Annotated in this window: 29 protein-coding genes, 1 tRNA gene and 2 pseudogenes; 18 read left to right on the top strand and 14 right to left on the bottom strand. The window is 65.2% G+C overall.

Annotation, left to right across the window (positions count from 1 at the left end; translation table 11 throughout):
- Positions 1 to 20: 20 nt before the first annotated feature.
- Both ACSQ86_RS08805 and ACSQ86_RS08800 read left to right on the top strand, forming a co-directional pair.
- A complete protein-coding gene (locus tag ACSQ86_RS08805; RefSeq protein ID WP_436303353.1) occupies positions 21 to 1,034 on the top strand; it encodes a class 1 fructose-bisphosphatase in 1,014 nt (337 codons plus the stop codon).
- A gap of 11 nt (positions 1,035 to 1,045) precedes the next feature.
- Positions 1,046 to 1,121, top strand: a tRNA-Thr gene (locus ACSQ86_RS08800).
- Positions 1,122 to 1,233: 112 nt separating this feature from the next.
- On the opposite strand, the gene ACSQ86_RS08795 is transcribed toward ACSQ86_RS08800, so the two are convergent.
- Both ACSQ86_RS08795 and ACSQ86_RS08790 read right to left on the bottom strand, forming a co-directional pair.
- Positions 1,234 to 1,794 carry a hypothetical protein gene (locus ACSQ86_RS08795; RefSeq protein ID WP_436308770.1) on the bottom strand — a complete coding sequence of 187 codons (561 nt, stop codon included), beginning with the start codon at positions 1,792 to 1,794 and terminating at the stop codon, positions 1,234 to 1,236.
- Entirely contained in the window at positions 1,791 to 2,423 is a 633-nt protein-coding gene (locus tag ACSQ86_RS08790) for a hypothetical protein (RefSeq protein WP_436308769.1), read from the bottom strand. The genes ACSQ86_RS08795 and ACSQ86_RS08790 overlap by 4 nt, the downstream gene beginning before the upstream one ends.
- A 558-nt stretch (positions 2,424 to 2,981) precedes the next feature.
- Here ACSQ86_RS08790 and ACSQ86_RS08785 point away from each other — a divergent pair.
- The 4 genes and pseudogenes from ACSQ86_RS08785 (at position 2,982) to ACSQ86_RS08770 (ending at position 5,163) form a co-directional block, all read left to right on the top strand.
- A complete protein-coding gene (locus ACSQ86_RS08785) occupies positions 2,982 to 3,839 on the top strand; it encodes an SIR2 family NAD-dependent protein deacylase (protein ID WP_436303350.1) in 858 nt (285 codons plus the stop codon).
- Between the two features lie 107 nt (positions 3,840 to 3,946).
- Positions 3,947 to 4,402 (top strand): annotated as a pseudogene (locus tag ACSQ86_RS08780) (NYN domain-containing protein); the annotation flags it as partial.
- An 84-nt stretch (positions 4,403 to 4,486) separates the two neighbouring features.
- A complete protein-coding gene (locus ACSQ86_RS08775; RefSeq protein ID WP_436306276.1) occupies positions 4,487 to 4,714 on the top strand; it encodes an OST-HTH/LOTUS domain-containing protein in 228 nt (75 codons plus the stop codon).
- A gap of 137 nt (positions 4,715 to 4,851) precedes the next feature.
- On the top strand, positions 4,852 to 5,163 hold the full coding sequence (locus ACSQ86_RS08770; RefSeq protein WP_093102082.1) for a hypothetical protein: 312 nt from the start codon (positions 4,852 to 4,854) through the stop codon (positions 5,161 to 5,163).
- A gap of 40 nt (positions 5,164 to 5,203) precedes the next feature.
- On the opposite strand, the gene ACSQ86_RS08765 is transcribed toward ACSQ86_RS08770, so the two are convergent.
- Entirely contained in the window at positions 5,204 to 5,623 is a 420-nt protein-coding gene (locus ACSQ86_RS08765; RefSeq protein WP_093102081.1) for a nuclear transport factor 2 family protein, read from the bottom strand.
- 91 nt (positions 5,624 to 5,714) lie between these two features.
- On the opposite strand from ACSQ86_RS08765, the gene ACSQ86_RS08760 reads away from it, so the two are divergent.
- Genes ACSQ86_RS08760 through ACSQ86_RS08750 form a run of 3 tightly spaced genes read left to right on the top strand, consistent with a single transcriptional unit; the run spans position 5,715 to position 7,191 of the window.
- Entirely contained in the window at positions 5,715 to 6,653 is a 939-nt protein-coding gene (locus tag ACSQ86_RS08760) for a LysR family transcriptional regulator (protein WP_436303349.1), read from the top strand.
- Positions 6,650 to 6,904, top strand: a complete 255-nt coding sequence (locus ACSQ86_RS08755; RefSeq protein ID WP_436303348.1) for a hypothetical protein — start codon at positions 6,650 to 6,652, stop codon at positions 6,902 to 6,904. Before ACSQ86_RS08760 ends, ACSQ86_RS08755 begins: the two co-directional genes overlap by 4 nt.
- A 20-nt stretch (positions 6,905 to 6,924) precedes the next feature.
- On the top strand, positions 6,925 to 7,191 hold the full coding sequence (locus ACSQ86_RS08750) for a glycine zipper domain-containing protein (RefSeq protein ID WP_436308768.1): 267 nt from the start codon (positions 6,925 to 6,927) through the stop codon (positions 7,189 to 7,191).
- A gap of 63 nt (positions 7,192 to 7,254) precedes the next feature.
- Here ACSQ86_RS08750 and ACSQ86_RS08745 read toward each other — a convergent pair whose 3' ends face one another.
- From ACSQ86_RS08745 to ACSQ86_RS08735, 3 genes are all read right to left on the bottom strand, one after another.
- Positions 7,255 to 7,413: a DUF3309 family protein gene (locus ACSQ86_RS08745; protein ID WP_093102076.1), complete on the bottom strand. Its 159-nt coding sequence runs from the start codon at positions 7,411 to 7,413 to the stop codon at positions 7,255 to 7,257.
- On the bottom strand, positions 7,410 to 8,609 hold the full coding sequence (locus ACSQ86_RS08740; RefSeq protein WP_436303346.1) for a DesA family fatty acid desaturase: 1,200 nt from the start codon (positions 8,607 to 8,609) through the stop codon (positions 7,410 to 7,412). Before ACSQ86_RS08740 ends, ACSQ86_RS08745 begins: the two co-directional genes overlap by 4 nt.
- Before the next feature lie 103 nt (positions 8,610 to 8,712).
- Positions 8,713 to 9,387: a Crp/Fnr family transcriptional regulator gene (locus ACSQ86_RS08735; RefSeq protein WP_436290774.1), complete on the bottom strand. Its 675-nt coding sequence runs from the start codon at positions 9,385 to 9,387 to the stop codon at positions 8,713 to 8,715.
- Between the two features lie 216 nt (positions 9,388 to 9,603).
- Here ACSQ86_RS08735 and ACSQ86_RS08730 point away from each other — a divergent pair, with 216 nt between their 5' ends.
- On the top strand, positions 9,604 to 10,275 hold the full coding sequence (locus ACSQ86_RS08730) for a protein-L-isoaspartate(D-aspartate) O-methyltransferase (RefSeq protein WP_436303345.1): 672 nt from the start codon (positions 9,604 to 9,606) through the stop codon (positions 10,273 to 10,275).
- A gap of 5 nt (positions 10,276 to 10,280) precedes the next feature.
- Here the strand turns inward: ACSQ86_RS08730 and ACSQ86_RS08725 are convergent, their stop codons facing one another.
- Positions 10,281 to 11,015: a DnaJ domain-containing protein gene (locus tag ACSQ86_RS08725; RefSeq protein ID WP_436303344.1), complete on the bottom strand. Its 735-nt coding sequence runs from the start codon at positions 11,013 to 11,015 to the stop codon at positions 10,281 to 10,283.
- A 176-nt stretch (positions 11,016 to 11,191) separates the two neighbouring features.
- Between ACSQ86_RS08725 and ACSQ86_RS08720 the strand changes: the two genes are divergently transcribed.
- The 5 genes from ACSQ86_RS08720 (at position 11,192) to ACSQ86_RS08700 (ending at position 15,604) form a co-directional block, all read left to right on the top strand.
- On the top strand, positions 11,192 to 11,653 hold the full coding sequence (locus ACSQ86_RS08720) for a (2Fe-2S)-binding protein (RefSeq protein ID WP_436303343.1): 462 nt from the start codon (positions 11,192 to 11,194) through the stop codon (positions 11,651 to 11,653).
- A gap of 3 nt (positions 11,654 to 11,656) precedes the next feature.
- Positions 11,657 to 13,852 carry a molybdopterin cofactor-binding domain-containing protein gene (locus ACSQ86_RS08715; protein WP_436303342.1) on the top strand — a complete coding sequence of 732 codons (2,196 nt, stop codon included), beginning with the start codon at positions 11,657 to 11,659 and terminating at the stop codon, positions 13,850 to 13,852.
- Entirely contained in the window at positions 13,852 to 14,457 is a 606-nt protein-coding gene (locus tag ACSQ86_RS08710) for an Isoquinoline 1-oxidoreductase subunit (protein ID WP_212733603.1), read from the top strand. Before ACSQ86_RS08715 ends, ACSQ86_RS08710 begins: the two co-directional genes overlap by 1 nt.
- A 201-nt stretch (positions 14,458 to 14,658) precedes the next feature.
- Positions 14,659 to 15,204: a hypothetical protein gene (locus ACSQ86_RS08705; protein WP_436308767.1), complete on the top strand. Its 546-nt coding sequence runs from the start codon at positions 14,659 to 14,661 to the stop codon at positions 15,202 to 15,204.
- A 28-nt stretch (positions 15,205 to 15,232) separates the two neighbouring features.
- A complete protein-coding gene (locus tag ACSQ86_RS08700; protein WP_436308766.1) occupies positions 15,233 to 15,604 on the top strand; it encodes a hypothetical protein in 372 nt (123 codons plus the stop codon).
- Between the two features lie 33 nt (positions 15,605 to 15,637).
- Here ACSQ86_RS08700 and ACSQ86_RS08695 read toward each other — a convergent pair whose 3' ends face one another.
- A complete protein-coding gene (locus tag ACSQ86_RS08695; protein WP_436308765.1) occupies positions 15,638 to 17,080 on the bottom strand; it encodes a hypothetical protein in 1,443 nt (480 codons plus the stop codon).
- 58 nt (positions 17,081 to 17,138) lie between these two features.
- Positions 17,139 to 17,327: pseudogene (locus tag ACSQ86_RS08690) on the bottom strand (winged helix-turn-helix domain-containing protein); the annotation flags it as partial.
- A 121-nt stretch (positions 17,328 to 17,448) separates the two neighbouring features.
- On the opposite strand from ACSQ86_RS08690, the gene ACSQ86_RS08685 reads away from it, so the two are divergent.
- Together ACSQ86_RS08685 and ACSQ86_RS08680 are read left to right on the top strand one after the other, a co-directional pair.
- Positions 17,449 to 17,835, top strand: coding sequence for a hypothetical protein (locus tag ACSQ86_RS08685; RefSeq protein ID WP_436303339.1), 387 nt, complete (start codon positions 17,449 to 17,451; stop codon positions 17,833 to 17,835).
- A 140-nt stretch (positions 17,836 to 17,975) separates the two neighbouring features.
- Positions 17,976 to 18,479 carry a CDGSH iron-sulfur domain-containing protein gene (locus ACSQ86_RS08680; RefSeq protein WP_093102063.1) on the top strand — a complete coding sequence of 168 codons (504 nt, stop codon included), beginning with the start codon at positions 17,976 to 17,978 and terminating at the stop codon, positions 18,477 to 18,479.
- 39 nt (positions 18,480 to 18,518) lie between these two features.
- Here ACSQ86_RS08680 and ACSQ86_RS08675 read toward each other — a convergent pair whose 3' ends face one another.
- The 4 genes from ACSQ86_RS08675 to ACSQ86_RS08660 form a co-directional block, all read right to left on the bottom strand.
- The gene (locus tag ACSQ86_RS08675) at positions 18,519 to 18,908 is read right to left on the bottom strand and encodes a hypothetical protein (protein WP_436303338.1); all 390 of its coding nucleotides are present in this window, start codon (positions 18,906 to 18,908) and stop codon (positions 18,519 to 18,521) included.
- Positions 18,909 to 19,069: 161 nt separating this feature from the next.
- Positions 19,070 to 19,498, bottom strand: coding sequence for an FHA domain-containing protein (locus ACSQ86_RS08670; protein WP_436308764.1), 429 nt, complete (start codon positions 19,496 to 19,498; stop codon positions 19,070 to 19,072).
- Between the two features lie 119 nt (positions 19,499 to 19,617).
- On the bottom strand, positions 19,618 to 20,412 hold the full coding sequence (locus tag ACSQ86_RS08665) for an alpha/beta hydrolase family protein (RefSeq protein WP_436303336.1): 795 nt from the start codon (positions 20,410 to 20,412) through the stop codon (positions 19,618 to 19,620).
- The gene (locus ACSQ86_RS08660; protein ID WP_436308763.1) at positions 20,412 to 21,584 is read right to left on the bottom strand and encodes a DUF3182 family protein; all 1,173 of its coding nucleotides are present in this window, start codon (positions 21,582 to 21,584) and stop codon (positions 20,412 to 20,414) included. The genes ACSQ86_RS08665 and ACSQ86_RS08660 overlap by 1 nt, the downstream gene beginning before the upstream one ends.
- A gap of 152 nt (positions 21,585 to 21,736) precedes the next feature.
- Between ACSQ86_RS08660 and ACSQ86_RS08655 the strand changes: the two genes are divergently transcribed.
- Positions 21,737 to 21,916, top strand: a complete 180-nt coding sequence (locus tag ACSQ86_RS08655) for a hypothetical protein (protein ID WP_093102057.1) — start codon at positions 21,737 to 21,739, stop codon at positions 21,914 to 21,916.
- Between the two features lie 3 nt (positions 21,917 to 21,919).
- Here ACSQ86_RS08655 and ACSQ86_RS08650 read toward each other — a convergent pair whose 3' ends face one another.
- On the bottom strand, positions 21,920 to 22,654 hold the full coding sequence (locus ACSQ86_RS08650; protein WP_436303333.1) for an RNA polymerase sigma factor FliA: 735 nt from the start codon (positions 22,652 to 22,654) through the stop codon (positions 21,920 to 21,922).
- Between the last annotated feature and the right edge of the window lie 2 nt (positions 22,655 to 22,656).

Raw genomic sequence — 22,656 nt, 5'->3', positions numbered from 1 at the left:
AAGAAGAAAACACCGGAACCATGGCTCATCAACACAAGATCTCCCTCACCCGCTACCTGGTCGAACAACAGCGCGCCGATGGCCTGATCCCCGGCCAGCTGCGCCTCTTGCTCGAAGTGGTGGCGCGCGCCTGCAAGACCATCAGCCAGGCCGTCAACAAAGGCGCGCTCGGCGGCGTGCTCGGCACGGCCGAGAGCGAGAACGTGCAGGGCGAGATCCAGAAGAAGCTGGACATCATCGCCAACGAGGTGCTGATCGAGGCCAACGAATGGGGCGGCCACCTCGCCGCCATGGCCAGCGAGGAGATGGACAGCATCCACGTGGTGCCCAACCGCTATCCCCAGGGCGAGTACCTGCTGTTGTTCGACCCCCTCGACGGCTCGAGCAATATCGACGTCAACGTGAGCATCGGCACCATCTTCAGCGTGCTAAAGAAGCCCGACGACACCCCCGGCGTGCAGGAGGCTGACTTCCTGCAGGCCGGCAGCAGGCAGGTGGCCGCCGGCTACTGCATCTACGGCCCGCAGACCACGCTGGTGCTGACCGTGGGCAACGGCGTCGCGATATTCACGCTCGATCGCGAACAGGGCTCCTTCATGCTCACGCAGGAGGACATCCAGATCCCGGCCGACACCAAGGAATTTGCCGTCAACATGAGCAACATGCGCCACTGGGACGCCCCGGTGAAGCGCTACATCGACGAATGCCTCGCCGGCAAGGAAGGCCCGCGCGGCAAGGACTTCAACATGCGCTGGATTGCCAGCATGGTGGCCGACGTGCACCGCATCCTGATGCGCGGCGGCGTCTTCATGTACCCCTGGGACAAGCGCGAGCCCGAGAAGGCCGGCAAGCTGCGCCTCATGTACGAGGCCAACCCGATGAGCTGGCTGGTCGAACAGGCCGGCGGCGCCGCCACCAACGGCAAGAAGCGCATCCTCGACCTGGAGCCCACCAAGCTGCACGAGCGCGTGGCTGTTGTGTTGGGGTCAAAGAACGAGGTCGAGCGCCTGACCGGGTATCACGAACCGCTATAATCGCGGGCTTAGCCGGTGTAGCTCAGTCGGTAGAGCAGCTCATTCGTAATGAGAAGGTCGGGTGTTCGATTCATCTCTCCGGCACCAATACAGATAAGGCCTCGTTGCTATCAGCTCGATAGCAACGAGGCCTTTTCCGTGGGCGGCCGACCTAAGAGGATTTCGAGCGGCGGGGCTTGTACAAACCCTGGCTCGTAGATCAGTTGGAAAGCATCGCTTGGTACGCCGCCCAGGCCTTGAACCCCACAGGATTGGCGTCCTCCCATTCCTTCTTGTATCGAACGCGTGATTCGAACTTTTTCTGCAGGCTCACAAAGCCATGCGTGAGGCGCTCTACCTCGCCGACAAGACGCCTGAAGTCCTCCAAGGCGACCTTGACCGCAGGTTTCATCTTGGCGGGATCGCTCTCCCAAGACAGCTCCACGAACTCGATCTCGTCGGTGTTGATGCGCATGTAGCCCCATCGTCCATGCGCGTACTTGTTCCTTTGTCCCTGAACGCGCTCAACCTCTTTGAACCACGCCTTGAACTCGTCGACCACCTTGGGATCGCTGTGCCCCCAAGTCTCTATCGCAAGTTGTCGCAGGCACTTGAGCCGTCGAGCAAAGGCAACGTTCTTTCGGAGGAGCTTCGCCACCGGCTGGCCTCTGTACTCGCCGAGCCAATTAAGTTGGAGGCCGATGAAGTGATCGAGTCGGGCATAGGCGTGGATAAGCCTCCCCAACAGAAAGAAGGTGCATCGCATCCCTGGCGTCGTCATGATCGTTCTGCGTCATTCTTAAGCCGGGCCCGCAGGGACGTATGGCCTTTCTCGTGTTGAGCCATGGGAAGTGCCTGTAGCGCAACCCAGCTCGCGCCCAACTCCTGGTGCGTCATGGCGGGCGCCGACAGCGGGAAGCGCACCCATGCCCAGACAATTCCAGCTTCGTCGATGACAGGGCCCGAGTGCGTGGACTGCTCCTTGCCGATCACCCATACGCGCGCCGGGCGAAGGTCGGCCAGCACGCGCGCCAGCCGAACTTTCGCGACTTCGTATATCGCCTCGGTCGGCCGGTTCGAGCGGGTCGGTCCAACACTCGCGATGACGAAATTCGTAAAGGCGACGCCATGCCAAAACTCGGCACGCGACGGGCCGACCGCACCCGATAGCCGGGGATAGAGGACTTCCCGGATGCCCTTCGGTAGCGCCCCGGCCAGCCACGCGCGTATATAGCCGTCGTCGGTGGCGATGGTCTCCGGGAAGCTGCCGTACCAGGACTCGCCCAGCACGAGGGTTCGGTGCCCGTCCTCGTACCGCTCGCCGACCCACGGGCAGTCGGCGACAGGGGTGCCGGCTGAGTCGGTAGGCAAAGGCATGGCGGTGTAGGCGAGTGCAGAAGTGCCCAGCATTGTGCAGGCGACTTAGGGTGGCAGCTAAGTGCAACTGCTGATGCTCTGCTGGTATTCAGCACCCACCGTAGTTCTTCCGCCCACTCGCCGTGATCGTGTAAGTACCCCCGCGCGGACCGACGTAGCAGGTCGGTCCTTCGCTTGAGCGCGTCGTCGCACTGGTCGCGGGCGCATAGCGACTGGGGGCTGCGGGAGGCGGCACCGCATATGCCGGTTGCGACTTGTTGGACACACCGCCGTACGACCCGCCCGAGTCCGAGCGCACCCCGTTCGCCGCGCGCAAACATTCCAGGCGTTTGCTTGCCGGCTCCATCGCATTGCAGGCCTCGAGCAAGATGGCCGGCGTCTGAGCAATCGCAGGCCAGCAGAAGGCTGACAGCAACGCCGCCAGCAGCAGAAGTCTCTTCATGTCCCCGCTCCGATCGACCGCGAGCGTCAACGCTCATCTGTTGGTCTCCCCGTGGGATTGTGGAAGCTCAGGGTTGATAGGCCTCGTGACCATTTCACGCGCAGACCCGCTATCGTGTGCTGACCGCGGACATTCGCGTCATAACACCGATGACCCAGCCCTTCCCCAGCGAAACGCCAGCCGACCGCGCCGCCGCCTTGCTCGATCGAGCCGGCGCCCTCGTCATCGCAGCAGGCGCCGGCATGGGCGTCGACTCCGGCCTTCCCGACTTCCGCGGCACGGCCGGTTTCTGGAACGCCTACCCTGCGCTCGCCCGCGCACAGATCGACTTCCACCGCATTGCCTCACCCTCCGCGTTCGAGGCCCAGTCGACGCTGGCCTGGGGCTTCTACGGCCATCGCCTGAACCTGTACCGCCGCACCACGCCGCACGCCGGCTTCGCGCTGCTCAAGCATTGGGGCGAGAAGATGGCTCACGGCTACGCCGTCTTCACCAGCAATGTCGACGGGCAGTTCCAGAAGGCGGGCTTCGATGCGGCGCTGATCCACGAATGCCATGGGTCCATCCACCACCTGCAGTGCCTGGCTCCGTGCAGCGATGACATCTGGAGCGCGGACGGCTTCACGCCGGACGTGGACGAATACGCATGTCGGCTGCGCAATGCGCCGCCCGTGTGTCCTCGTTGCGGCGGCCTTGCGCGGCCGAACGTGCTGATGTTCGGCGACTACGGGTGGATCGAAGCGCGCGAGCAGGCGCAGGCTGAGCGCCTCGAACGGTGGCTCTCGTCGGTGAGCCGGCCGGTGGTGATCGAGATCGGCGCGGGCACGGCGATCCCTTCGGTGCGCTACTTCAGCCAGCGCGTCGTCCAGCAGTTCGGCGGTCGGCTGATTCGCATCAACCCCCGCGAGCCCGAAGTGCGGAGCTCGCACGACGTGGGGCTGGCCATCGGAGCCGTCGAAGGCTTGAACGCAATCGCCGACGTGCTTGGCGCCGACTGGCTGTTGTAGTCCAACGCCCGAAGTAGCATCCGCCTCGTACACACGACGCGGACGAACCAACCTCCAGGAGTTGCCGATGAAACGACAATGAAGAAAACAGCTCGGTCGCCCTCTATTGGGACTTCGAGAATCTGCACGCGAGCCTCTGCGAAGCGAAGTTCGGCGAGGGCAGCTACAGCAAACCGGACGCTCGCTTCAAGGTGCAGGAGCCGCTGATCGATGTCCAGGCCATCGTCGAACTGGCATCGTCGTTCGGCCCCATCGCGATCAACCGCGCGTACTGCAACTGGCAGTACTACGGCCGCTATCGTGATGCGCTGCTACAGAGTGCGGTCGAGTTGATCCAGCTCTTCCCGCCGGGCGCATCCGCCAAGAACGGCGCAGACATCAAGCTGTGCCTGGACGCCACGGAAGACATCGCCCGCTTCTCGCACCTCGGCACGATCATCATCGTCGGCGGCGACAGCGATTTCATGCCGGTCGCGCAGAAGATCAAGGCCGCGGGCCGGACGCTCATCGGCTTGGGCACGCGCAAGTCGACTAATCGCCACTGGGCCAAGAGCTGCCACGAGTTCCGCTACTACGAGAACCTGGCCGAAGAGCCTGCGTTACCTGAAGATCAACCCGATGAAGCGGCGCCGATCGAGGCACCGCCTGTGAATCCTGCCGCCGATGTCCTCAAACGCGCCATCAAACTCCTTGCCGAAACCAAGGGCGACCCGTGGGTCAACAAAGGCTCGATCTGGCACATGATCAAGCGGCTCGACCCGACCTTCGACACCAAGGAATACGGCCACCCCAACTTCCCCGCGATGGTGAAGGCGCTGGACGACTTCGTCGAGGTCAGGAAGGGTGATTCGGACCAGGTGGTGCGCCTGCGTTGAAGGGGCCCCTGCCCTCACCCTGGCCCTCTCCCGGAGGGAGAGGGGACAAGACCGGGCCCGTACCCACGGCCGCGGTAGGCAGACTGACAAGAGCAGCCGCCGCAGCCATACTGGGCTCTCCACAAACGGAGGTCACCATGGCCCAGCACGCAATCACCGCTGTTCACTACGGGGGCGGGAAGATCGATCTCGTCGCGCTTCACCCGGTTGTGGACAAGGAATTCGGTTCGACAGAACTGGCGCTCGGCGCGGCACGGCGCGTCAAGGTCGGCGAATGCGTCGATCTGCTTGCCGCCGGCGAGGAGGTCTGCATCGCGCGGCGCACCGAAGACCATGCCTGGGAGATCGTTTGCGACGTCAAGGCGCTGCCGGGCGGCAACGGCATTACCGGCGTCGACATCGTCGACCAGCCCAACGACGCTTTGCAGAACCTTCCAAAGTGGGACTAGTGCGGGGCGCTCATGCTGACCTTGCTGTCCGCCGCCCCGCTCAGCCGTTCAACACAGGGTTTGGCGCGTACTTGTCACCCACGCCCTCGCGCAGCGGATGCGTGTCGTAGACGATGTGCATGCTATCGATGCGGTCGCTGTCCGGGCGGAAGCCGAACACGTCCACGCAGGTGAAGTCGACCAGCCTTCCGTCGCTCAGCGTCCAGTCATAGCGGAAGTAGGCCGCCACGCGTACCGTGGCGTCTACAGGCTGTACGGACGCGAACAGATCGATCAGCGTGATCACACTCTGGCGCGATGCCTGCGCCAACCTGGGGAAGAAGTCGCGCGCCTTCATGGTGCCGAGAAACGGGGAATGCACGACGCCGTTGTTCTCGAAAGTGGAAATCAACCCCGCCGTATCGCTTGCGTGCAGGTATTGCAGGTAGCTGCGCACCGTATCCAGTTGGCTTTGACTCATGTGTGGGCTCCTTGTCGGTTAACGGCTGAATCGTTCCAGACACGGCGCTCGCCGACAAGTCAGAATGGCCGTCAATCCATAAGAGTCGTTTATGAATTTGCGCTACCTGCAGTACCTCAGGCTGGTGATCGAACATGGCAGCTTCGCTGCTGCGGCGCGGGCCGGTGGTGTGTCGCAGCCGGCGATCAGTTACGGCATGAGGCAGCTGCAGCGACAGTTCGACACACCGCTTTTCGTTGCGTCCGGGCGCAGGCTGCTGCCCACCGAGTCAGCGTTGCAAGCGGCGTTGAAGAGCACGGATCTCGCAGCGCGGATCGAAGCACTTGGAATGGCGAGTGCCACTCCGGCCCATCGCGACACGCTGCGCGTTGGGGTGACGCCATCCGCCGCGCTGGTCTGCGGCCCGGCCTTGCACTTCGGTTGGTGTCATGGCCACCCTCGCCGTCGCCTCGACATGTCGAGCGCCGACGAAGGCCACATGCTTGCGAAGTTGCAGGGCGGCGAACTTGACCTCGTGATTTCACCGCTGCCTCGTGGGTACCCTGCCGCCGGCCTGGCCTGTCAGCCGCTGTACCAGCTCACGCCGCTGGCCTACGCCTGCCGCGCGCACCCCTTGGCCAAGGCGCAATCACTGGAGGAACTGCAGGGGGCGTCATGGGCGATCGTCGGGCCCAGCGTGAGCGGGCCCGTAGACGTGCTGCATGAGGCATTTGCCGTCCGCCGGATGCGGGCGCCACGTGTGGTGGCGTCGTGCCCCGACTACGCCAGCCTTCTGCATCTGATGGCCGACAGCGACTTGCTGGGCGTGCTCCCTCACCCGGCGCTGCTGGAGAGTGCAGCGAAGGGCCAGGTTGTGCCGCTGCGTCTGCGTGAGGCCCTTCCGCGCTACGAGATGCATCTGTTCACGCCGACGCGATCGCGCCGACTGCTGGGGCCTGTCATCGCGAGTTTGCGGCAGCGTGCACACACACCACCTATGCGCGACGCCGTACAGACGGAGTACGCGCATCCGGTCACAGTGACCGGATGACCCCCTCCGAATTCACTGCCGACGCCATGGTTCGTGTCTACCTGCGTGGACGCACCTTGCCAGAAGTCTTGCACGCTGCGGTTGTGTGGGTGGCCGAAGCACGGCTGAGCAGCGGCAGGATGCCGGTGCTCGACCAGACCCTGCGCACAGACATCGACAACCAGGCCATCGCGCCGCCGACAGGCATCGGAGTCGCCGCGGCGGCTGAGCGGCCGGCCGTGTGTGCCTTGCTCCAACCAGCTCCTGCATAACTCACTGAAAGGTGGACATCATGAAAACAACATCCTGGATGACGGCAGCGGCCGTCGGTTCGCTCCTGACTTTGGCCGGATGCGCGACCGGTCCCAACCAGCAGCTCGGTATCGCCGGTGGCGCCGTCGGCGGAGCGGTGCTTGGCAACGCGATCGGCGGCAACGCGGCTTCTACAGTGGGAGGGGCCGCCATCGGCGGCCTGATCGGCAACGAAGTGGGGCGGAACGCGGACCAGCGCAACTACAACAACCGTGGCTACTACCCCTACAACGGCCCCCGCTACTGAGCGCTCCCGCTTTCACAGACGTGCCATGAGGCACGTTTTTTTTGCCCCGGTCGAGGCAGCTCGCTATATCTTGCCGGCCAACAGCAGAACCACCAGGATCACCAGCACCAGCCCGATGCCACCGCTGGGACCGTAGCCCCATCCCCGACTGTGGGGCCAGCTTGGAATCGCGCCGATGAGCAGCAGGACCACGATGATCAACAGAATTGTTCCCAATGTCATGGCATGTCTCCTATCAGTGAGTCGTAGCGGCGCAGCGCTCGAGAAAACTCGCGCAGCGCACCAATCCCGCTTTCCTCGGCGCGCCGGCACCAGTCTTCCAGCTGTTTCACCAGCTGCTCCTTCGAGGCTGCGGATCGGCTCCATACGGCAGTGAGATCCTGCCGCATCGAGTAAATGGTGCTCAGCACCGTGCTGGAGTGCAGAGCCTGTTGCAGGACTGCGCGCTCCTTCTCCGGCAATTCCCTCGCATCCCTTTGCAGCAGGTAGTTGACCGGGTCCAGCGCCTTGGAGTCCCTCGAGCCCGGGATCGCGCCGGCCCGCAGGCTGAGGATCTCCGCCACGGCAGTCGGGCGCACGGACCTGGCGAACTTGGCCAGCACGTCGTAGCGGTGAGTGATGACAGCCTGCAGGGTCCCCACGTCGCAACGGGTCTTGGATGTGTTGTAGCGAATCCTGGGCGCAACCTTGCGCACCTTCGCCAGGTGAATCATTTCCAGGATGCGGATGTACATCCAGCCGATGTCGAATTCCCACCACTTGCTGGACAGCCTGGCAGAGGTGACATAGGCGTGATGGTTGTTGTGCAGCTCTTCGCCGCCGATCAGGATGCCCCACGGCACGACATTGCTGGAGCTGTCGTTCGGCGCGAAATTGCGGTAGCCCCAATAGTGGCCGACGCCGTTGATGACGCCCGCGGCGAAGAACGGAATCCACAGCATCTGAACCGCCCACATGCTGAGTCCGATCGGGCCGAACAGGACGATGTCGATGCCCAGCACGAGGCCGATGCCGAGTCGGGTGTGCCTCGCGTACAGCTTGCGCTCGATCCAGTCGTCAGGGGTGCCGTGGCCGTATTTTTTGAGCGTTGCGGCGTTTCTGGCTTCCATGCGATAGAGCTCGGTGCCTTCGAACAGCACTTTCCTGATGCCATGGATCTGCGGGCTGTGGGGGTCTTCGGAGCTTTCGCAGTTGGCGTGGTGCTTGCGGTGGATCGCCGTCCATTCCCTGGTCACCATTCCGGTGGTGAGCCACAACCAGAAACGGAATAAGTGGCTGGCGACGGGATGCAGTTCCAGCGCGCGATGCGCCTGATGCCGATGCAGAAAAATGGTGACCGCGGCGATGGTGACGTGGGTCGAGCCCAGCGTGACCAGCACAAGACCCCACCAGGGCAGATCGAGCAGGTTAAGTTGCATCACAAGGTCCGTTGCGGGGCTGCGCAATGCCCCCACTTGCAATGCTAGTCAAACGAAGGCGATCGTCTGTACGCTACCGCACGGTGAAACCGATGTCGCCGGATCAGGTCGCTGTTTCATGGGGCAGCAAACGATCGGTCTCGCGCTTCACCACTTCGTAGCATTCGCACACGTGCCGTTCGAGACCTGGACGGTCCAGCACCGTGATGTGACCCCGGGCATACTGGATCAGGTTCAGGCGCTGCAGCTTGCCGGCCGCCTCCGTCACGCCTTCGCGCCGCACGCCGAGCATGTTGGCGATCAGCTCCTGCGTCATCACCAGGTCGCTGCCCGGCAGCCTGTCGAGGCTCAGCAGGAGCCAGCGACACAGCTGTTGCTCGAGCGAATGGTGTCGATTGCATACGGCCGTCTGCGACATCTGCGTGATGAGCGCCTGGGTATAGCGCAGCAGGAGATGGAGCAACGGCCCTCCCTGCTCGACCAGTTGTTTGATATGGCTGGCGCCCAGCCGAAACGCATGCCCTGCGCTTTGCACCACCGCGCGGTTCGGCGTGCTGCCTCCGCCCATCAGGAGCGAGACGCCGACCATGCCCTCGAACCCGACGACCGCGATCTCGGCGGATTGCCCGTTCTCGAGCACATACAGCAGCGAAACGATGCAGTCGGTCGGGAAGTACACGTGCTCCTGAACTACCCCCGACTCGTAAAGAACATCGCCCAAGTTGAGCGTAACCAGTTCGAGAAGCGGCTCCAAGCCGACCCGCACATCCAGGGGCATCACCTCCAGGAGGTCGTTGTGCGCTGAAGCAGAGCGCGGTGAAGTCGCAGTCGATGCCATGACGAGCCGAAGTCCCGAAATTGAACACCACGTGCGGGGAATGTAGCGCCGTTTTTGCGCTGTTGCAGCGGTTTGTCAGCGGCTGATTCGGCTCCTGCTTTCATCCGGAAAGCGTAGGATGGTTGGCGTCTCAGTCCCCGCCTTCGAGCAGCCACCATGAGCGACCCGGACTTCACGGCCCTGCAGCAGCACATGCTCGCGGAAATCGCCGCGAAGACGATTTTCTCGACCTCGTACCTGGGCAAAGCTGCGCTCGATCCGCGGGTCATGGATGCCATGGCCAAGGTGCCGCGCCATGAGTTCGTGCCGCTCGAGCTGCGGCCGTTTGCCTACGTCGACACGCCCTTGCCCATCGGCTACGGCAAGACGATCTCACAGCCTTTCATCGTCGCCGTGATGACCGATCTGCTCGACGTGCAGCCGACCGACACGGTGCTGGAAATCGGCACCGGGCTGGGCTACCAGTCGGCGATCCTGGCGGAGCTCGCGCTGCGGGTCTTCAGCATCGAGCTGATCGAAGAGCTGGCCACGCGGGCGATGCACCGGCTGGCGCGGCAGGGCCATCTCAACGTCGACATCAAGATCGGCAACGGCTGCCATGGCTGGCCCGAATACGCGCCCTTCGACAAGGTGATCGTGACGGCGGCGCCGGAGCTGATTCCGCCGGCGCTCATCTACCAGTTGAAACCCGGCGGCAAGATGGTGATTCCCGCCGGCCTGCCCGAGTCGCAGCAGCTCATGCTGGCCGAGAAGGATCTCGACGGTTCGGTATCGACGAAGGACATCTTTCCGGTGCTGTTCTCTTCGCTCGAGGACGAGGAGTCCTAGCTAAGCTAGCAGTCATAGCGCCGATAGTTGATATAGCAAAGCTCGCGAATCCGCTGCCGATCCGCAGCCACCCGCCGCTGCCCTTCATTGGCGCGGCGCTGCTCATCCGCTCGACGCTCGTATTCCTTGCGTTGCTCTTCCCGCAGCGCCGCGGACTGTTGCTGGGCATCGAGTGCATTCTGGCGCGCCTGGTTGCTCTGCGCACGCGCGATCGCCGCGTCGCTTTCGCGGCGGAACGCGCGGTCCCGCGCTTGCTCCGCGGCTTCTCGGCGGGCGCTTTCGCGGACTTCCAATGCCAGCGTCTTTTGATTCTCGGCTTCGGCAATCGCCTGCTGGCGCGCCGTTTCCAGTGCCTTGGCCGCAAGCTCGGCCTGGGCGGCCTGGCGCTGGTGCTGAACGTAGAAACCGCCCGCAAACAACGCAGCCACCAACGCGCCGATGAACATCAGCACCTTGGGCATGCTCGACTCGCGCTCCATGACAGGTTGCGGGTCGATCCTGCTCCGCTGCACCTGTTGCACCCGGACTTGGCTCGCGAGCTTTCTGTCGTGCGCGGCGCGGGCTTCGGGATCGCGCAGCACCTTGTACGCGTCCATCACATCGGTCAACTGCTGCGCGACGCGCGAATCCTCGGCCATCCGTTCTGGCGTGTAGGTCGTGCGCGCCCGCTGAAAGGCATCCTCGATGTCGGCCGCCGTGGCGTTGCCCGGTATGCCCAGGATCACATACGCTGAATTCATACCGAAGAACCTTCTCCGCCGATTGTTAAATATTGTTGCGCGAGCGTAGCAGAAGGACTTACTGCCGACTGGCGGCAGGAAAGGAATGCCAGCCGCGTCCTCTATCTTCGTGAAGTAGTTCGCGCTAAATTGCCTGCGCACTCCGAGAGTCCATCCAGCCACCCCGAGGGGAAGCCATGATTTACCTCATCAAAGTGAACGGCAGGGAGCGACGCGTCGACGCTGACGAAGACACGCCTTTGCTGTGGGCGCTGCGCGATCAACTCAAGCTCACGGGCACCAAGTTCGGCTGCGGCATCGCGCAGTGCGGGGCCTGCACCGTCTACATGGAAGGCCAGCCACTGCGCTCCTGTTCGATCCCGATCGCCGCGGTCGGCAAGCGAGCCATCACGACCATCGAGGGCCTCACGGGCCGCGAGGCCAAGGCGGTGCAGGCGGCATGGGTGGCGCGCGACGTGCCGCAGTGCGGCTACTGCCAGTCGGGCCAGGTGATGAGCGCGGTGGCGCTGCTCAGGCAGAACAAGAAGCCGACCGACCGCGACATCGACCTCGCGATGAACGGCAACATCTGCCGCTGCGCGACCTACGACCGCATCCGCGCCGCCATCCACGACGCGGCGCGCACGCTGGGAGCCTGAGCCATGGCCCCCACAGACAGCACCACCCTGAAGCTCTCGCGCCGCACGGTGCTGAAGTGCACGTCCGGCCTTGTGGTCGCCGCCTACCTCGCCCCCTTCGCCGGCAGCGCGCTGGCGGCCACCAAGGCTAAGGCGGCCCAGAGCGTCTTCGCGCCCAACGCCTTCATTCGCGTGGGCACCGACAGCACGGTCACGGTGCTGGTCAAGCACATCGAGTTCGGCCAGGGGCCCTTCACCGGTCTCGCGACGATCGTGGCCGAGGAGATGGATGCCGACTGGGCGCAGATGCGCGCCGAGCACGCGCCGGCCGATGCCAAGCTCTACAACAACCTCGCTTTCGGTCCGGTGCAGGGCACGGGCGGCTCGACGGCGATTGCCAATTCCTACGACCAGCTGCGCCAGGCTGGCGCCACCGCGCGGGCGCTGCTGGTGCAGGCGGCGGCCAACAGCTGGCGCGTTCCGGCAAAGGACATCACGGTCGAACGCGGCGTGTTGCGGCATGCGGCGTCGGGCAAGCAGGGCCGCTTCGGCGAATTCGCGCTCGCCGCATCGCGATTGCCCGCACCCGCGCCCACCGAGGTGCGGCTGAAAGACCCCTCGGAGTTCCGCCTGATCGGGCGCGAAGGCGCGGTGCGCAAGCTCGACGTGCCGGCCAAGACCAACGGCACGGCGCAGTTCACCATCGACATCCACGAGCCGAACATGCTCACCGTGGTGGTCGCGCATCCGCCGCTCTTCGGCGCCAAGGTCGCTTCTTTCGACGCGATCGAGGCGCTGGCGGTCAAGGGCGTGGTGGAGGTGAAGCAGGTGCCGACCGGCGTGGCCGTCTACGCGGAGAGCACCTGGCCGGCCATCAAGGGGCGCGAGAAGCTGCGCATCACCTGGGACGAGTCGGCGGCCGAGAAGCGCGGCAGCGAACAGATCCTCGCCGAATACCGCGCCGCCGCCCGCTCGCCGGGTGCCGTTGCGGAGGCGCACGGCAATGTCGACACGAGCCTGGCCTCGGCCGAGCGGGTGATCGAAACCGAGTACGCCTTCCCCTACCTGGCCCATTCGCCGATGGAGCCGCTGGACGGCTTCCTGCGCTGGAACGACAAGGGCGCCACGGCGCGCTTCGGCTCGCAGATCCAGACCCTCGACCAAGCCGTCATCGCCGGCGTGCTGGGGCTCAAGCCCGAGCAGGTGGCGGTCGAGACCATGCTGGCCGGCGGCAGCTTCGGCCGCCGCGGCGAGATGGGCTCTGACTTCGCTGCCGAGCTGGCCCAGGTCGCCAAGGCCATTGGCTCCGCGCGCCCCGTCAAGCTGATGTGGACGCGCGACGACGACGTGCAGGGCGGGCGCTACCGGCCGCTCTTCGTGCACCGCATGCGCGGGGGCTTGCGCGGCGGCAAGGTCGTGGCCTGGTCCGACACCATCGTGGGCCAGTCCTTCATCCAGGGCACGATGTTCGAATCCATGCTGTTCAAGAACGGCATCGACGCCACCATGGTCGAAGGCGCGAACGAGATCCCCTACAAGATCGAGAACTTCCGCTGCGATCTGCACATCCAGAAGGTCGGCGTGCCCACGCTGTCGTGGCGCTCGGTGGGCTCCACGCACACCGGCTACGCGGTGGAGTGCTTCGTCGACCAGCTGCTGCAGACCGCGGGGCAGGACCCGGTCGAAGGCCGCATGGCCCTCTTCGGCGACGACCCGCGCTTCAAGACCACGCTGCGCGCCGTGGCCGATCTCGCGAAGTGGTCGGGGCCGGCCGCGGGCAGCGGGCGCGCACGCGGCGTCTCGATCGTCAAGGCCTTCGGCACCTATGTCGCGCACATCGCCGAGGTGTCGATGGGCGAGAACGGCGAGCCGCGCGTGCACAAGGTGTGGTGCGCGGTGGACTGCGGCCGCGTGGTCAACCCCGACATCGTGCGCGCGCAGATGGAAGGCGGCATCGGCTTCGGCCTGGGCCACATCCTCTACGGCGAGATCCGGCTCGAAGGCGGGCGCCGCGTGCAGCGCAACTTCGACACCTACCGTTCGCTGCGCATCCACGAGATGCCGGCGATCGAAGTGAAGATCGTCGACTCGACCGAGAAGCCCACGGGCGTCGGCGAACCGGGCGTGCCGCCGATCGGGCCGGCGGTGGCCAATGCGCTCGCGCGGCTCGCGGGCGGCGAACGGCCGCGGCAGTTGCCCATGGTCAGGGAGGCCGCGTGATGATGATGAATAAGAAGCTCTTTCTTGCCGCCCTGCTCGCCCTCGGTGGCATCGCGGCCGCGCAGCAGCAGGGCAGCAACAACACGCTCAAGCCCGTGTCCGAGTTCGACAAGATCGCCGACAAGCAGGAGCGCGCCATCGCCCTCTTCACCGAGGCCGGCAAGGTCATCAACAGCCCGCGCTGCCTCAACTGCCATCCGTCGGGCGACCGGCCGACGCAGAGCAATGCGCTGAATCCGCACCAGCCCTGGGTGGTGCGCGGCGCCGACGGCTTCGGCGCGGCGGCGATGCGCTGCGCCACCTGCCACCAGGCCGCCAACTACGACAACGCGCGCATGCCGGGCCATCCCAAGTGGCACCTGGCGCCGGCCTCGATGGCCTGGCAGGGCCGCACGCTGGGCCAGATCTGCGAGCAGATCAAGGACAAGTCGCGCAACGACAACATGGACATGGCCAAGCTGGTGCACCACATGGCCGAAGACTCGCTGGTCGGCTGGGCCTGGAACCCGGGCGCGTGGCGCACGCCGGCGCCGGGAACGCAGAAGGAGTTCGGCGCGCTGATCAAGGCCTGGGCCGAGGCTGGGGCTTTCTGCCCGCGCTCCTGAGTTGTTCGGCTGGGCTCTGGGTAGCCGACGGCGCGACGCCGCTCTCGCTCAGCAACGATAGGCCATTCGTTGTATGGAGAAAGGTCTCTTTGGGGCGTACAACAATTGCGCCCGATGGGCCTGTGCGTCCGTTTGTTCAACGTCCTGAAGTGAATGCTTTGGCCCTGGTATCACCGCCCGTGGCGGGGCAAAGGGAAGATCATGAACAGACCTTGCGGTAAAGCCGTGCTCTGCGGTGCCGCGGCAGCGGCGGCGATGATGGTTGGCTCGGCTTGGGCTCATGAACCCGGCCGGATGACCGGTGGCGGAAGCTTTTTCTGCAGCGAACTCGCTACCGGACAGCAGAGGGTGACGCACGGGTTCGAGTTGCACTGCGGACAGGGCACTCAATTCGAAGGATCCGACCCCGCGGAGCCGAACAATCTGGAAATCAATTTTTCCGGTGGCGACAATTTCCATCTGACCACTTTGTCAAAGGGCCTGTGCACCAACGACCCGAATATCGAACCACAACCTCCGACTGCGCCCTTCGACACCTTCGAGGGAGCGGGCACCGGCACCTTCAATGGTCAGCCTGCGTCGATAACATTCACGTTCACCGACGGCGGAGAGCCTGGCACCAAAGACACTGCCCTGGTCATCATCACCCTGGCGGGGTCGGCGACTCCCGCGCTCAAGTGCGATACGGCCACGCCGCTGACCTTCGGCAATCATCAGGCGCACAAGGCGACTGACGGCACCCAGTAACGGCGGTCTCGGCAAACCGAAGTGCACCGTGTCGACAAAAAAACATGGAACGCGCCGGGCGCTGGCAGGCTTTTGCCTGGCAGCGCTGTCGGCGCTCCCAGGTGAACTGCTGTTGGCAGCCGAAGCTGAAAAGGCCTCCTCCATCAAAGCTGGCGTGTTCGAGCAATCAGCGGGTGTTGATGTTCAAGACGATGGATCTGGCCCGGAAAGCCTCGGCGGGGCGCTCTATAGCCCGTTCAGCACCGCTTTCGACACGGCTGCGGCGAAACCCTACGCCTACGCCACGCCGGCGCAGCAAAAAGAGGACGACGGAACGTCTGGCCTGGTGACGACGACCGTCGCAGCGTTCATCGCTGCGGGGTTCCTCGTCGTTCTTGTCCGCGTTCTCATTGCGGGTTAGAGGGGCCCACGAGCCGCCCCTAGGCGTGCAATGTCACGACTCGGGCAACCCGGCTTTCCTCAACCCCTCGTCGAACCGTTCCCTGCCAGCCTGAAGCCGGGGATGCACCGGCGCGGTCCCGATTCGCCACAAGTGGATGGTCCAGTACGGCCGCAGGCGAAGTACCTGTGCGGCATGTTGCCGAGCCTCTTGCCCCCGCCCGTGCAGCGCATCGAGCGAGGCCAGCCAGAGGAACGCGGCGTATTGCGCCGGATGCGGGCCGACCGCGGCTGACTGGCGCATGCGCTCGTAGGCCGCGTCCTCGCGGCCGAGGTAGTACTCGGCGGCGCCGGCATGGAAGTGGCTATAGCCGACCAGCGAAGTCTCGAACGGGCTCAGCCGCATCGCTGCGTCGGTATGGGCCGCAACCTCCTCGGCTCGGCCGAGGCGCAGCTTCATCGCGCCGATGCGTGCATGGCTCCATGCCTCGCTGGGATTGGCGGCCACGACTTTCTGGTACACCCGCAGCGCGCCTTCCGGGTCGCCTCGCTCGCGCAGCACGTGACCCGTGAGGCATTGCGCCGGCAAATAGTCCGGAGCCGCCGCCAGCGCCCGGGCGATCGCCTGTTCGGCGAGTGCGACCGACTGGACGCCGAGGCCCAGCCCGGCTTCCATTTCGCTCAGGTACGACTGCGCCAATCCGGTCAGTGCAATGGCGGAGTCGGGCTCGATGGCCAACGCATTCTCGAAATGCGCGCGGGCCCGCAGCAGATCGGCGCGGCCGACAAAATTGCGCAAAGCGTGCTGTCCCTGGAGCGTCGCATCGATCGCGTCGAGCCGCTTGCCGCTGTGCGCTGCCGACTGGCCTGCGGCTGCCGCCGTCATCCGCACGTCGAGCACGCGCGCGATGCGAGTGCCGATGTCGCGTTGCCATGCCCAGTCAGCGAGATCGGGATATTCGAAGCGCTCGGACCATAGCACTGCACCGTTGTCGCTCGAGGCGAACTGCACGTTGATCTGCACCGCGGCACCGTCGCGCCGCACGCTGCCATTGAGCACATGGCGCACGCGGAGCTCGCGCCCGATCCTCACGATGTCGGTCTCGCGCACAGCAACCGCGGCGGCGGAAGCCCGTGCCACCACCAGCGTGTCGGGCAGCTTGGCGAGGTCGGTGATCAGATCTTCGGTGATCGCTTCGGCGAAATAGCCGCGGCCGTCGGCGCCGAGCTCGCTGAATGGCATCACCGCGATCGAGCGGCGCGCCTTGAGCGCCTGGTCGACGCCAACCGGAGGATCGGTCCGTTGCACGGCGAGCGTCAATCCGGCGAGCAGCACCGCGCCGGCAATCGCCCATCCTGCCCGGTGGCGGTCGTGCTGCGGCGAGGCGGCGTCTGCCACCGGTGGCGCTGGCGCCTCGACGGCCGTGTCGAACAGATAGCCGCGACGCGCGACGGTCCTGATCAGCTGCTGCCCCTCGTCGCCCAGCGCGGCGCGCAATTTCGCGCACGCACTGCGACAGCGACTCTTCATTGACGACGACGCCGGGCCAGACCGCTGCCAGCAACTCGTCCTTGCCGACCACGCGGCCGGGATGTGCGGCCAAGTACGACAGCAGCGCAAAGGTCTTCGGACGCAAGGCCACGCGTGCGCCGCCACGGGTCAGCGCCGCTCGGCCCGCGTCCAGCGCGAACGGCCCAAACAGTGACACCGAACCGGGCTCGATGCCCACAGAGCTCGTCAACATCGCCTGCCCTCCTGCTCGGTGGGCTCTTGCGGCGAAGCTTCGACGAAGGTTCGGCCGAGTTTCGACGCGAGGCGCAGCGGGTCGCCTAGATTACTCCGGAACCCCTCACGGAGTCATCTCCATGAAATCGGAACATCGACGCAGTTCGACCGCCATGGCCTGCGCGCTGCTGTCCGCGGCAGCCCTTGGCCAGAACCTGCCCGGAGCGCCCGCGCCGGGTGATCGCGAACGCCTACTGGCGCATTTCGAGCGCGTCGCCGAGGCCGATCTTAAGGCGCTGTATCTGCTCTGCGCCCGCGTATCAAGCCGCCGCATGCTCGCTTTTGATGAAGCCGCCCATTGCTCGATCGCGGCCGACGTTCTGAAAGCGCGCAGTTTCGCCGGCGACTTTGACGCCCTGCTCGCATGGTGGCGGCTGCACCGCGATGACCGGCTCACCGATTCGAGGGATAGCTCGGTCCAGCGGGATCTCTTGCCTGCCGGTCGTGAGTCGTCGTCGCCTCGCTGACCAAGGCCCGCGCGCGGCGGCCGCCAGGCAGGCGAGCTTCGTCTTCAAGGGGCCGAAGCTTTTTCATCGCTCATCAGGTGTACGCTCGGCTGGCGTTCGCTCATATTTGCCGCAAGCGTTGGGCTCGAAGGAGTTGCAAGATGAAGCAGGAACCAGTCGCGCCGTTCTCGCATGCAGTCGTGGGTCAATCCCCTCCAGACAAGCAAAGACCTCGCATCAGGCTGTCGCGCAATGGCCCCTATCTGGTCACCGTCGATGATCTGACAAACTCAAAGGGCGAGCGGCTCCAGGGGTGGAACGGCGTCGCGTTGTGTCGCTGCGGCGCGTCGCACAGGAAGCCGTTTTGTGACAGCTCCCATATTCGAATCGGGTTTTCGGACGACCCGCGCCCGGACCGCACGCCTTGCGGGGTCGTGGACGATCGGGGCGCCGCCCAACCCGGATCCAGCGACCTGACTGCTCCGAGCATTCGCATCGCACGAAACGGCCCCTATGAGGTTCAGGGCTTCGATCTCGACACCGACAACTGGAGCGAAGGCGCCTCGCGCGAGCGCTATTCCCTCTGTCGGTGCGGCGGATCGAAGAACAAGCCGTTTTGCGATGGCACGCACCGGAGCATCAACTTTCAGGACGACAACAACTGAATCACAGGACGGGCGACACGCACGCGCGCAACACGTCCTTCAGTTGCAGTCGAAAAGTACTGGATCTCCCAGCGCCCTACTCATGCGCTGAACAATGTCTTTGGCGTCTTGCAGGCTCCTATCGCTCGTGGCAATGAACACGGCAGTCGCGCCGTCGGCATTGCAAGGTCCCGCACGCGGCAATCGCACGCATCGAATGGTGCCGCGGACCGAAGCCGTCGTCCCGCCGGCACCCTCCGCATCCTTGTTGGCCTCGCGCAATCCGACCTTCTTGACAGCCTCGAACGCCGCACCAGCACAATGCCCCATCGGGATGCGCAACTGCTTTCTGTCCAACCAAAGCGCCGGAAAGGCATTGGCGGTTTCAAACGGAACGGTCATGCCCGTTGCAATTCCTGCAACGGCGAGGACGATTGCCAGCTTGCTCATCGAATTGCTCCTTCGAGGTATTGCGTCATCGGTTTCTGCCGACCGAACAACTGTGTCCCCTTCGAGCAGGTAGCGCATCCTCAAATCCGACGAGATGCTGGAGGGTCATGGTCAACAGCCATGACTCCTCGCATCCCGTCGCGCACCCGCGAGTTCCACCCTCAGCGCAGCCTGGCCGACACGCTGCTTCCGCTGCGGCGGAAGAAGGCGGCCCAGTCGCTCTTCGCGCGCGCGGCGTCGATGTCGATCGGTTCGTCGGACTGCGTCACCAGGCGCAGCGCGTCTTCGCTCGGCAGCGCCTTCGAGGTGTAGAGAAAGCGCAGCTGGCACGCCCCCATCGTGATCGCGTCGCCGTTCTTCAGCGCATGTTCGAAGATGCGGTGCCGGTTGACGAAGGTGCCGTTGAAGCTCGCCATGTCGGTCAGCACGAAGCGGTCGCCCGTCCAGTGGATGGTGGCATGGCGCCGGCTGACGCCGATGCTGTCGATCTGCACCTCGCAAGCCTGGTCGCGGCCGATGGTCGTGATCGGCCCGGTGATGTTGAACTGCCTGACGCTGCCATGTCGGGCGAGAACGATGAGTCTGGACATTTTCTTTCTGCTCGCTGTTTGAATTGCACCTGCATGACATTTCGGCGTCCGGGTGCAATTTCTGAAGTCGCAAGCACTACACGTGCGGAAATTTTTTGCACTTCCGTCTACTAAGGTGACTAAGGTTCGACCCAAGACTCATAGCGCTTTGGATGCTGCGGTGGTAGGGCTTTTTCTTCGGTCTTCGCAGACCGCCTCACGTCGTTCATCCAGGCCAGGAGGATCTGCGTGTACTCCTGCCGCCAAGCCTTCTTCGAGAGCGCGTGGTCGGCGCCCATCTGCACGCGGTAGGTCATCGAGCGCACGTGCTTGAAGGCGGCCAGGTAGTTCTCGATGACCGGGTGCGGCACGATGGTGTCGTGCTCGGACTCGACGACCAGCACGTCGCCGATGAAGTCCTCGCAGGCGGCCAGCGCACGGTTCTTCTCGGGCTCGATCGCGGTCTGGCGGTAGAGCGTGAGGTCGTCGCCGTTGAGGCGCCGCTTCGGGTGCTCCCAGTTCTCGTCGCGGTAGATGGCCGGCACGCGCAGCGCCAGCCATCGCACGGGGCGCAGCGAGCTCAGCACCGCCGCCAGGTAGCCGCCGTAGCTGGCACCGACGACGGCGACCGCGCTCGGGTCCACGGCTGGATGGCCCACCAGCACGTCGTAGGCGGCCAGCACGTCGCGCAGGTTGTCTTCGCGCGTGACGGCCTCGCGCTGCGCCAGGTGCCGCGCATGGCCGCGCAAGTCGAAGGTCAGGCAGATGCAGCCCAGCGCCGCGAGCTCGTGGGCGCGCGCGATGTCCTGCTGCTGGCTGCCGTCCCAGCCGTGCACCAGCAGCACGCCCGGCACCACGGTCGATGGTGCGATGAGCGTTCCGGCGATGTGCACGCCGTCGACCGGGATGTCGATGAGGGCATGACGGGTGGGCATCAGGGCTCGGCCACGGTGTACTTCGTGAGCGGGCCGGCGATTGCATCGGCGCCGCTGAAATACACGGTGGCGTTCGGCGGCGGCACCACGTCCTCGCCGTAGACCTCGAAGCACGACGCATTGACCACGGCGCGCTCGGGCTGCTCTTCGAAGATTTCGAGCGCGGCGATCTCGGCGCCGCTCGCCCCGCCGACGCGCCACGACTGCTCGAGCACGCCCGAGCACCACCGGCCGGCGCTGTTGGGCCCCTGCGCCACGTCGTAGTTGATGCGCGAGGCGAAGAAGCCGGGGAACGAAGCCTCGACGGCGCGATGGAAAACACGCGCCTGCTCGACGGCCAGTCTGATCTCGGCGGGAAAGCTCAAGGCCAGCAGCGCATCGAAGCCGCCCTGCGCTACCGTGAGGTCCGAGCCGCCGTAGACCTGGTGGCCATGGTTGTCGGACGTGAGCCGCTGCCAGCCGTAGTAGCTGGCGATCATCCGGCCCACGTGCACCTGGCCGACGCTGATGGTGACCGGCTGCTGGAGGTTCTCCTCCAGCACCAGGCCATGGGCCGCGATCTCGGCGGCATCCATGTCGTCCAGGCAGCGCGCCAATGCGCGCTTGTCGCGCACGACCTGCTGGCCGCGGCCGCCGGTCGCACGCACCGGTTTGATGCGCACCGCGCCGTGCTCCAGCAGGCGCAGGCCGGCGCGATCGGCGTCGTCGCGCCGGAAGACCGAGAAGCCCTCCAGCACCGCACTGGCCACCCGACGGGCGAAACCGGGCTTCCAGCCCTCGGGCGCGGCGGCGCCGGTGTCGATCAGCGGATGGGTGATCACCTTGGTCAGCACGAAGGGATGCGACACAACCCCGCCAAACAGGCCGTGGTGGCTGGCGATGCCCAAGGCGCCGATCAGCTCGTCGCCGACCAGCGTGTCGCTCGGGACGAAATAGACCGGCGCGGCATAGCTGCGGGACTTGTCGTACTCGCCCTGGAAGCTGGACTTCTTGAGCCGCGCGAGCCGCCATGCGATCTGCGTGCGGGTCGCGCGCTCATGCTCGCTGCAGTAGGCGTGATGGTCCGCGGTCAGCGCGACCACGGTGCCCTCCAGCCCCGGCTCGACGAGCACGGCCTGGTCGCCGGGAAGCATCTCGGAAGTGCCTGGCAGCGCGCTGATGAGCATGTCCATGGCTGGCAATGTGGGCGATTGCGCAGCGGAGATCAACCATTGCCACGATGCTCGCGACGTTTTCCTACACGCGGGGCCGGCACCGGTCCGGTGCAAGCGCAAATCGCCTGGGGCTACATGGGCTCATGTCCATGCAGAAGCAAGGAGCTGCCATGTCGAATTCGCAGAACGATCGCAAGGGCCACACCGAACACAACAAGGGCGGCCACCAGCCCGTGACGCAGAGGAACGAACCGAAGCGCACGCCCGAAAGCCGGCACGACCGCGAGAGCCAGGTCGGCGGCAGCAACCAGACACAGGTACGCAAGGGCGCGACACCCACGGGGCATTGAACGCTACAGAATCTCTTTCAGCGCCACCCGCAGCCGCGTGATCGCCTGGCTGTGGAGCTGGCACACGCGCGACTGGCTCACTTCGAGGATGGCGCCGATCTCGCGCAGGTTGAGTTCTTCCTCGTAATAGAGGTTGAGCAGCAGCTGGTCGCGCTCGGGCAGCGTGCCGATGGCATCCACCAGCTGGTGGCGAAAACCGCTCTCGAGCAGTTGCTCCAGCGGGTCGTCGCTGCCGCCGCGCTCGCTGCGCGCACCGCGCGCGTTCTGGTCGAGAAAGGGGCTGTCGCTTTCGCCCTGCGTGAAGTCCTCGACGTACAGCAGCTGGCAACCCTGGATCTCCTGCAGCTGGGCCTGGTAGGCGTCCAGGCTCATCTTCAGTTCCTTGGCGATCTCGCCTTCGGAAGGCGCGCGGCCCAGCCGGTGCTCGAGCGCCTGGATGGCCGCCTCCACCTTGCGCGCCGACTGGCGCAGCCCGCGCGAGCCCCAGTCGTTGGCGCGCAGCTCGTCGAGCATGGCGCCGCGGATGCGCTGGCTGGCAAAGGTCTCGAACTGCGCGCCGCGGTTGTCCTCGTAGCGGCTCGACGCGTCCAGGAGGCCGATCATGCCGGCCTGGATCAGGTCGTCGAGCTCGACGCTGGCGGGCAGCTTGGCGATCATCTGCAGCGCCATGCGGCGCACCATCGGCTGGTGCTGCTTCAGCAGATGGGACTTCTCGATGGTTCCCTGTGCGGTGTACACGG

Source organism: Variovorax sp. LjRoot130 (assembly GCF_964253755.1).
In the GTDB taxonomy this organism is placed as follows: domain Bacteria; phylum Pseudomonadota; class Gammaproteobacteria; order Burkholderiales; family Burkholderiaceae_C; genus Variovorax.
The sequence above is the reverse complement of the archived record's forward strand: the minus strand, read 5'-3'. Positions and strand labels throughout refer to the sequence as shown.

What these genes read in the sequence shown, in the direction of transcription:
- ACSQ86_RS08725 (WP_436303344.1), bottom strand. Translation starts at nt 11,015, where the DNA reads ATGAATTCAGCGTATGTGATCCTGGGCATACCGGGCAACGCCACGGCG.
- ACSQ86_RS08705 (WP_436308767.1), top strand. Translation starts at nt 14,659, where the DNA reads ATGAACAGACCTTGCGGTAAAGCCGTGCTCTGCGGTGCCGCGGCAGCG.
- ACSQ86_RS08745 (WP_093102076.1), bottom strand. Translation starts at nt 7,413, where the DNA reads ATGACATTGGGAACAATTCTGTTGATCATCGTGGTCCTGCTGCTCATC.
- ACSQ86_RS08685 (WP_436303339.1), top strand. Translation starts at nt 17,449, where the DNA reads ATGAAATCGGAACATCGACGCAGTTCGACCGCCATGGCCTGCGCGCTG.
- ACSQ86_RS08710 (WP_212733603.1), top strand. Translation starts at nt 13,852, where the DNA reads ATGATGATGAATAAGAAGCTCTTTCTTGCCGCCCTGCTCGCCCTCGGT.
- ACSQ86_RS08660 (WP_436308763.1), bottom strand. Translation starts at nt 21,584, where the DNA reads ATGGACATGCTCATCAGCGCGCTGCCAGGCACTTCCGAGATGCTTCCC.
- ACSQ86_RS08735 (WP_436290774.1), bottom strand. Translation starts at nt 9,387, where the DNA reads ATGCCCCTGGATGTGCGGGTCGGCTTGGAGCCGCTTCTCGAACTGGTT.
- ACSQ86_RS08755 (WP_436303348.1), top strand. Translation starts at nt 6,650, where the DNA reads ATGACCCCCTCCGAATTCACTGCCGACGCCATGGTTCGTGTCTACCTG.
- ACSQ86_RS08795 (WP_436308770.1), bottom strand. Translation starts at nt 1,794, where the DNA reads ATGACGACGCCAGGGATGCGATGCACCTTCTTTCTGTTGGGGAGGCTT.
- ACSQ86_RS08785 (WP_436303350.1), top strand. Translation starts at nt 2,982, where the DNA reads ATGACCCAGCCCTTCCCCAGCGAAACGCCAGCCGACCGCGCCGCCGCC.
- ACSQ86_RS08770 (WP_093102082.1), top strand. Translation starts at nt 4,852, where the DNA reads ATGGCCCAGCACGCAATCACCGCTGTTCACTACGGGGGCGGGAAGATC.
- ACSQ86_RS08740 (WP_436303346.1), bottom strand. Translation starts at nt 8,609, where the DNA reads ATGCAACTTAACCTGCTCGATCTGCCCTGGTGGGGTCTTGTGCTGGTC.
- ACSQ86_RS08680 (WP_093102063.1), top strand. Translation starts at nt 17,976, where the DNA reads ATGAAGCAGGAACCAGTCGCGCCGTTCTCGCATGCAGTCGTGGGTCAA.
- ACSQ86_RS08715 (WP_436303342.1), top strand. Translation starts at nt 11,657, where the DNA reads ATGGCCCCCACAGACAGCACCACCCTGAAGCTCTCGCGCCGCACGGTG.
- ACSQ86_RS08720 (WP_436303343.1), top strand. Translation starts at nt 11,192, where the DNA reads ATGATTTACCTCATCAAAGTGAACGGCAGGGAGCGACGCGTCGACGCT.
- ACSQ86_RS08665 (WP_436303336.1), bottom strand. Translation starts at nt 20,412, where the DNA reads ATGCCCACCCGTCATGCCCTCATCGACATCCCGGTCGACGGCGTGCAC.
- ACSQ86_RS08805 (WP_436303353.1), top strand. Translation starts at nt 21, where the DNA reads ATGGCTCATCAACACAAGATCTCCCTCACCCGCTACCTGGTCGAACAA.
- ACSQ86_RS08750 (WP_436308768.1), top strand. Translation starts at nt 6,925, where the DNA reads ATGAAAACAACATCCTGGATGACGGCAGCGGCCGTCGGTTCGCTCCTG.
- ACSQ86_RS08675 (WP_436303338.1), bottom strand. Translation starts at nt 18,908, where the DNA reads ATGAGCAAGCTGGCAATCGTCCTCGCCGTTGCAGGAATTGCAACGGGC.
- ACSQ86_RS08670 (WP_436308764.1), bottom strand. Translation starts at nt 19,498, where the DNA reads ATGTCCAGACTCATCGTTCTCGCCCGACATGGCAGCGTCAGGCAGTTC.
- ACSQ86_RS08730 (WP_436303345.1), top strand. Translation starts at nt 9,604, where the DNA reads ATGAGCGACCCGGACTTCACGGCCCTGCAGCAGCACATGCTCGCGGAA.
- ACSQ86_RS08765 (WP_093102081.1), bottom strand. Translation starts at nt 5,623, where the DNA reads ATGAGTCAAAGCCAACTGGATACGGTGCGCAGCTACCTGCAATACCTG.
- ACSQ86_RS08655 (WP_093102057.1), top strand. Translation starts at nt 21,737, where the DNA reads ATGTCGAATTCGCAGAACGATCGCAAGGGCCACACCGAACACAACAAG.
- ACSQ86_RS08790 (WP_436308769.1), bottom strand. Translation starts at nt 2,423, where the DNA reads ATGCTGGGCACTTCTGCACTCGCCTACACCGCCATGCCTTTGCCTACC.
- ACSQ86_RS08760 (WP_436303349.1), top strand. Translation starts at nt 5,715, where the DNA reads ATGAATTTGCGCTACCTGCAGTACCTCAGGCTGGTGATCGAACATGGC.